A 7,328-nucleotide genomic window follows, 5' to 3' on the forward strand; every position below is an offset into this window, starting at 1 on the left:
GACTAAAGCGCGATAGGGGCGGCGGCCCGGCCGCCCCCTTGGTTTAGTTCGCTATTTCGGCAGCTTAAACGCGATAAGGGTCGAAGCCGCGGGCACCTTCTCGAGTTGAGGGAACAACGGCGGAAGCAAGATTGCAGCGTAGGAGCCCCACCCGCTTGGCACCAAAATGTACTGCTCGCCAGCGACGGCGTAGCTGATGATGCCGCTGCGCATTCCAGATCCGGTATTGAAGCTCCACAGCACCTTTCCGGTATCGGCATCGAAGGCCCGCAGAATGCCGGTCGGGTCGCCGTTGAACACGAGCCCGCCGCCGGTGGTCAGGACGCTGGCGAAGCCGGGGACATCCATCTCGTGCGTCCATTTGCGCTCGCCAGTAAATGGATCACGTGCATCGAGCCGGCCGGGCTTGCGCCCATCGGGTGCCATCACCAGCCGTCCAAAATCACTGGCGCCGATATGACCGGTGCCATAGTCCTTGGGATCGTCCTTCTGGGCCACCGGTTTGAGGTAGCCGCAGAAATCCAGCACGTTGTTGTACCAGAGTCCGGTGTTGGGGTTGTAGGCGCCGGAATTCCAGCTACGTCCACCGAAGGTGGACGGACAGATCAGCGTCTCCTGATTCATCGGCAATTCGACGCGGCCGATCAACTCGCCGGTCCTCTTGTCTATGTCTTTGACAAAGTTCTTGAGATCGCTGACTGGCCAAATGTTCTCGATGCTGCCATCATTCTTGTCCAGCACGAAAACGTAGCCGCTCTTGTTCATGTGGACGATCAAGTCCTTGCCGTCCTTCTTGAACAGCAGCACCTCATACGCCGAATCGTAGTCCCATACGTCTTGCTTAATCTCCTGCCGGTACCATTTCAGATTGCCGGTCTTGGGATCGAGAGCGACAATCGAATCGGTGTAGAGGTTGTCACCCTGCCGGTCCTCATTAATGAAATCCTTCCCCGGATTGCCAGTGCCGTAGAAGACCGTGTTCGTCTCCGCATCGTAGGTGCCCGGCATCCAGGCGCCGCCACCGCCGTATTTGCCGCTCGTGCCAGGCCAACTCTTCGGGTCGTCCTTAATGGTGTTGAACTCCCAGACCTTCTTGCCGCTTTTGGCTTCGACACCGAAGATTTTCCCTTGCGTCGCCAATTCGCCTGCAGTCGATCCGAAAGTCAGCATATCGCCAGCAACGACGGGCGGCGAGGTGAAATTGCAACCGTGGCAGTTCGCAAAATCGGTCAACTGGACTTGCCATATCTCCTTGCCCGTTTTCTGATCGAGGGCGATGCCGCGCCCATCCACTGTCCCGATGAAGACCTTGCCGTCGCCGACCGCGACGCCACGGCTATACGGTGAGAACAACACCTTCTTGGTGAGCGGATCGAGCTTCGGCTGATAGTTCCAGATCTCCTGCCCAGTCTTCGCGTCCAGGGCGGCCACCCGATTCCCGGAGGTTATCGAATAGATCACGCCGTCTATCGCCAAAGGCGTCTCTTGAATGCCCATGGTGATATCGCCGCCCTGAGCGATCCATGCCACCGAAAGTTTGTTGACGTTGTCCTTGTTGATTTGATCGAGCGGGCTGTAACGCCACGCGTTGCTAGTCCGATTGTATTGGGGCCAATTGTTGGGGTCTTCGGTGCCCGGGCCCTCAGCGGGGGCGACTGTTGCGGTGCTGAGCAAGCAAGTCAGAGCCAAACTTGCCGCAAAAATCAATTTACCCATTGTCATTCCTCCCTCTGATGGTTTCGATGCTCGTCATTCCTCCATCTGATGGTTTCCATGTTCTTCTTAAGCCGCGGCTTCCGCCTGGATGCCGTAAATCTTTCAGTTCGCCGCACGGAATAGGCGCCACTCATTGGGCACACCTTTGAGCGTATAAGTGCCGTATTCTTCTAGGACCAAGCCGGAGCCAGCCACTAAATCGCGCACCGTCTGCGAGACCAGCACTTCGCTCGGAGCCGCGATCGAGGCAACACGCGCGCCGGTATGCACTGCGATTCCGGCAATGTCGTTACCTATGAGCTCGCATTCACCAGTATGAACGCCGCACCGTACTTCAAGATGGAGCGAGCGCACCGCATCGCGGATGGCACTGGCACAGCGAACGGCTCGCGCCGGCCCGTCGAAGGTGGCGAGCAAGCCGTCACCTGATGTGTTGACTTCACGCCCGCGGTACTGATGCAGGACCTCACGCACCTTGGCATAAAACGTCTCAAGCAACTCTCGCCAGGAATTGTCGCCAAGTTTCGCCGCTCGTGCCGTCGAACCTGCGATATCCACAAACAGCACGGTTGCGAGCACCCGCTCTGGTTCGTGAGCTTGGCGTCTGCCTGTCAGAAACTGTTCGACCTCATCAAGAATCGAATCTTGATCACCAAACCAAGCCATATGATCCTCGCCTGGAAGCTCGACTAGCTTTGCGCCGGGGATACGCTGAGCCATGTAGCGTGCATGCTCCACGTCGATCACGCGCTCTGCGGTACGATGTAGAATGAGCGTCGGCACGCGGGTCGCGGGCAAGATATGGCGGACGTCGAGGCCAACGGCGACGCGGCCGGGAAATTTTTTCGCGGCGCTCTTCACCAACTCCGGATCGCGCACCGCGGCGGTGCCGATGATGACGCGCGCAATGCCCTGAAATATGAAGCCAAGCCCTCCGCCGCACGAGGGTCACTGGCAATGCTGGGCGCCCACATCGTGATGCTTATTCCTTGCGGGGTCCCCCAATAGTGTTCGATATTGTCAAGCACATTGTTCCACTTCGCTTCCGTCCAGCCAAACGGATAATCGGTCGACCAAGAACGTTTGGCGTAAGCGCCATACAGAACAAGAGCCGAGGTTCGTTCCGGATAGGTGGCGGCATACAGCAAGGACATCGGGCCGCCCTCGGAAATGCCAAACAGCGCCGCACGCTCGGAACCGACTTCATTCAAGATGCTCTGCACATCGTGCATGCGTTGTTCGAGCGTAAAAATCTGAGAGCTTCGATCAGACATTCCAGTGCCCCGTTTGTCGAAAATGATGACACGACAGAACGAGGCAAGACGCCGAAAAAATCTGCTTCGATTCGGCGACTGCCACAGGGCCTCGATGTTCGACACGAAGCCCGGCACGAAAATCAGATCGAGCGAGCCCTCGCCGAACACTTGATAGGCGATGTATACGTCATCGCTCTTGACGTAGTGGGTTGAGGGGACCTCGGCCATTGCTCCTGTCCTTGACAGGCTACGCCGTGCTCGTCTCTCCGACGACGCAATGCTATCACACACAGCATGGCAGAGAGTGAGACACAGGGGCGCATCCCTTTGGTTGGAGCCGGATGGTCGGCCTCTTTGGTGTATCGAGCATGTCCGGTGCGGGTCAAAAAAAGGAATTCCCGAAACTGTCGGCTATTGATGAAATAGCAGACATTCGCCGCGTTCTAACGTCGATTCATGTGCGCGATAGGGCGCGAGGACAAACTATTTCCCGCCGCGCTTCTTCTCGATGGTGTCCCAGATTTTCCCGGCCACATCTGGCCCGCCGAGCTTGGCAATCGCGCGGATGCCGGTCGGGCAGGTGACGTTGATCTCGGTGAGATTGCCGTCGATCACGTCGATGCCGACGAACAACAGCCCGCGCTCGCGCAGCGCGGGACCCAGCGTGTCGCAGATCTCGCGTTCACGCGGGGAAAGTTCGGTGGCTTGGGCTGCTCCGCCGCGGACCATGTTGGAGCGCAGGTCATCGGGGGCCGGCACGCGGTTGACGGCGCCGGCGAATTCTCCGTCGACCAGGATGATGCGCTTGTCGCCGTGCTTTACCTCGGGGAGGAAGCGCTGGATCACCCAGGGCTCGCGGAAGGTGACCAGGAACATGTCGAACAGCGAGCCGAAATTCATGTCCTGCGGCATGACGCGAAACACCGCAGCGCCGCCATGGCCGTGCAGCGGCTTCATGACAACGGCGCCGTGCTCGTCGCGGAACGAATTGATTTCGTCGAGGTCGCGCGAAATCAGCGTCGGCGGCATCAACTGCGGAAAGTTCAGCACGAACATCTTTTCCGGCGCGTTGCGCACGCTGGCCGGATCGTTGACGACCAGTGTCTTGGGATGGATTCGCTCCAGCAAATGCGTCGAGGTGATGTAGGCGATATCGAACGGCGGCTCCTGCCGCAACAGGATGACGTCGAAATTGGTCATCGGCTCGCGTTTGGGTTCGCCGAGGGTAAAATGGTCGCCGACCTCGTCGCGCACGGTGAGCTTTTGCACTGGCGCCACCAGCTCCTCGCCGCGCAGCGAGAGCTTGTCGGGGGTGTAGTAAGAAAGGCTATGGCCGCGCTTCTGCGCTTCCAGGAGTAGCGCGAAGGTCGAATCGCCGCGGATGTTGATACGCGCGATGGGGTCCATCTGGACGGCGACATTCAGTTTCATGGGAAGGTCCGGGTCTCTGGAGGGTTTCTTTTAAGCGCTGGCGTCGAATGCCGCTAACAGATGGCGTGGCAGCCGCCGCGGCGCAATCAGGATGGCGTCAAATCGCAGCTCGAATTCTGCATGCTCGGGATGCGTCATCAGCCAGGCCTGGGCGGCGTCGATGATGCGGGCCTGCTGGCGCGACGTCACGGCGTAGGCGGCTTCATCCAGGCTGGCGCGGGCCTTGACCTCGATGAAGGCAATCAGGCTGCGCTTTTTCGCGACCAGATCGATCTCGCCATAGGGGGTGCGGAAGCGCTTCGCCAGGATGCGGTAGCCTTTGGCCATCAGATAGGCCGCGGCGCGGCTTTCGGCCGAAAGCCCGGTGCGAAACGCGGCGACCCGCTCGGGCGCGGCGAGCTTTGCCACGGCGTCCGGTGGCGGCGTGCCTTCAGTTTTCGCCATCGGCGCCCCTGGCTTCTCGGGCAAGCTCCAGCGCCCGGGCGTAGACCTCGCGGCGCGGCCGCCCCGAGAGTTCGACCGCATGCGCGACGCTGTCCTTGACACTGTCGCGCGCCAGCGAGCTTCGCAGCAGGTCGTCGAGATCATCCTGAGTCATGACATTGGCGTCCGCTCGCGGCGGGCCGACGACGAGCACGAACTCGCCGCGGGTTTCCAGCGTGCCGGCGGATTTTGCCAGCTCGGCAATCGGGGCGCGCTTGATGTCCTCGTGCAGTTTTGTGAGTTCGCGGCATATGGCGGCGTCGCGCCCGGCCATGATCTCGGCAAGGTCGGCCAGCGTCTCCTGCACGCGGTTGCCGGATTCGAACATCACGAGCGTGGCGTCGATCCGGGCAAGCTCGGCCAGCCGCGTCCGTCGCGAGACTTCTTTCGCTGGCAAGAAACCCTCGAAGAAGAACCGGTCGGTGGGCAGTGCCGCGACCGATAACGCCGTCAGCACCGAGGAGGCGCCGGGTACCGCGATGACGACGTGGCCGGCGGCACAGACCTCGCGCACCAGCTTGAAGCCGGGATCGGAGATCAGGGGCGTGCCGGCGTCCGACACCAGCGCGATCGAGGCGCCGTGCGCCAGCCGTTCCAGCATTTTCGGCCGCGCCATCGTCGCGTTGTGCTCGTGATACGGTTTGAGCTCTGCCGAAATCGCATAGCGCTCGGTCAGGCGGCGGGTGATGCGGGTGTCCTCGCAGGCGATGACGTCGACGCCCGCCAGCGTTTCCAGCGCGCGCAGGGTGATGTCGCCGAGATTGCCGATCGGGGTCGCCACCAGATAGAGGCCGGGGGCCGGCTTCGGGGCGTTCAGAACGTGGCCGCCAATCAAAAATGTTCTGTTGGCCGAACCCGGTTCGGCACCAGACACGTAGTTGGAACTGGGTTTTGCGCGCATAATGGCAATTCTAGAGCGCCCGCTGGCCCGGCGCCATATCGCGATGGGCTGGAGGCAGGTGATATTCGCCGCAACAGGCCAAGCGCCGCGGCCGTAATGCTTTTGTTTTGGTTAACTATTTGCCGACAATGTGCTGAATCTACCTTCGCGTTCTGGGGTGGAGGTCCTGACCGGCGGCGGTCGGTCAAGAGAAGAGACAAGATGGTAGGCCCGCTCAATCGCAAACCTGCATCCTCAGGTCCGTGGCCGTCAGGCCCGACCCGCAGGACGGCACTCGGTCTGATTCTCGGTGCGCCGCTGCTCGGCGCCTGCGCCGGCCAGGTTTCCAGTCCGTTCGGCCCGTCCGAGCCCGAGGGACCCGCAGGCCCGCAGCAACAGCCGCTCGCCGTCGGCACCGGGCAGGTCAAGGTCGGCCTGATCCTGCCGCTCTCGGCCGCCGGCAATGCCGGCGTCGCCGCGCAATCGATGAAGAACGCGGCCGAGATGGCGCTGGCGGAATTCCAGAATCCGAACATCCAGCTTCTGATCAAGGATGACGGCGGCAGCCCCCAAAGCGCGCAGCAGGTCACCCAGCAGGCGCTCGGCGAAGGCGCAGAGATCATCCTCGGCCCGCTGTTCGCGGGCTCGGTGCCGACGGTCGCGCAGCTCACGCGCGCGCGCGGCATTTCGGTGATCGCGTTCTCGACCGACTCAAGCGTGGCCGGACGCGGTGTTTATCTCCTGAGTTTTCTGCCCGAATCCGACGTTAACCGGATCGTCGATTATTCCGCCGGCATCGGAAAGAAGTCTTTCGCGGCGCTATTGCCGGACAATGCTTATGGCAATGTGGTGGAGGCGGCATTCAAGCAGGCGGTCGGCCGCAAGGGACGCATCGTCGCCTTCGAGAAATACGCCAGCGATCGTTCCGCGGCGGCGCGGGCGGTGGCGCAATCGCTGGGCTCGGCAGACGCGCTGTTCATCGCCGACGACGGCGAATCCGTCGTGGCGGCGGCGGATGCCTTGACCGCCTCGGGTGCGAATTTGCGCAACATCCAGTTGCTCGGCACCGGGCTTTGGGACAATCCGCGCGTCTATGCGAGCGCCACGCTGCAGGGCGGGCTCTATGCCGCGCCGGATCCCTCTGGCTTCCGTGCCTTCTCCGGCCGCTACCGCGCCAAATACGGCGCAGACCCGGTGCGCACCGCAACGCTCGCTTATGACGCGGTTGCCCTCGTCGCCGCGTTGTCGAAGCAGCAGGGCGGCCAACGCTTTGCGGCGGAGACGCTGACCAACCCGTCGGGCTTCGCGGGAATCGACGGGCTGTTCCGTTTCCGCTCCGACGGCACCAATGAGCGGGGCCTCGCGGTGATGAAGGTCGCCAGCGGCGGCAGCACGCCGGTTGCCGGTTCGCCGAAGAGTTTTGGGGCGTAGGCGTTGTCGTGGCCGTAGCCTGGATGGAGCGCAGCGAAATCCGGGGCCGGTTTGGTTTATCCGGCTGCGAGATCACCGGATTGCGCTTCGCTCCATCCGGGCTTGTATGGGGATATGGTTGTCAAGGGGAA

The 7,328-nt window shown here is 61.7% G+C and carries 7 protein-coding genes; 1 reads left to right on the top strand and 6 read right to left on the bottom strand.

What is annotated here, in order from left to right; all coding sequences use genetic code 11:
* Window positions 1-51: 51 nt before the first annotated feature.
* From CP49_RS13280 to rsmI, 6 genes are all read right to left on the bottom strand, one after another.
* Complete coding sequence (locus CP49_RS13280; RefSeq protein WP_197423102.1) at window positions 52-1,716, bottom strand: pyrroloquinoline quinone-dependent dehydrogenase; 1,665 nt, start codon at window positions 1,714-1,716, stop codon at window positions 52-54.
* 102 nt (window positions 1,717-1,818) lie between these two features.
* Entirely contained in the window at window positions 1,819-2,577 is a 759-nt protein-coding gene (locus CP49_RS47240; protein WP_245310675.1) for an adenylate/guanylate cyclase domain-containing protein, read from the bottom strand.
* Complete coding sequence (locus tag CP49_RS47245; protein WP_245310674.1) at window positions 2,574-3,200, bottom strand: alpha/beta fold hydrolase; 627 nt, start codon at window positions 3,198-3,200, stop codon at window positions 2,574-2,576. The genes CP49_RS47240 and CP49_RS47245 overlap by 4 nt, the downstream gene beginning before the upstream one ends.
* A 255-nt stretch (window positions 3,201-3,455) precedes the next feature.
* Entirely contained in the window at window positions 3,456-4,403 is a 948-nt protein-coding gene (gshB, locus tag CP49_RS13290; RefSeq protein ID WP_057850699.1) for a glutathione synthase, read from the bottom strand.
* A gap of 30 nt (window positions 4,404-4,433) precedes the next feature.
* On the bottom strand, window positions 4,434-4,847 hold the full coding sequence (locus CP49_RS13295; RefSeq protein ID WP_057850700.1) for a YraN family protein: 414 nt from the start codon (window positions 4,845-4,847) through the stop codon (window positions 4,434-4,436).
* Window positions 4,834-5,787 (bottom strand): 16S rRNA (cytidine(1402)-2'-O)-methyltransferase, encoded by a 954-nt coding sequence (rsmI, locus tag CP49_RS13300; RefSeq protein ID WP_057850701.1) that lies wholly within the window; start codon window positions 5,785-5,787, stop codon window positions 4,834-4,836. Before rsmI ends, CP49_RS13295 begins: the two co-directional genes overlap by 14 nt.
* 201 nt (window positions 5,788-5,988) lie before the next feature.
* Here rsmI and CP49_RS13305 point away from each other — a divergent pair, with 201 nt between their 5' ends.
* Complete coding sequence (locus CP49_RS13305) at window positions 5,989-7,197, top strand: penicillin-binding protein activator (protein ID WP_057850702.1); 1,209 nt, start codon at window positions 5,989-5,991, stop codon at window positions 7,195-7,197.
* Window positions 7,198-7,328 lie beyond the last annotated feature (131 nt).

The organism is Bradyrhizobium valentinum (genome assembly GCF_001440405.1).
Taxonomy (GTDB): domain Bacteria; phylum Pseudomonadota; class Alphaproteobacteria; order Rhizobiales; family Xanthobacteraceae; genus Bradyrhizobium; species Bradyrhizobium valentinum.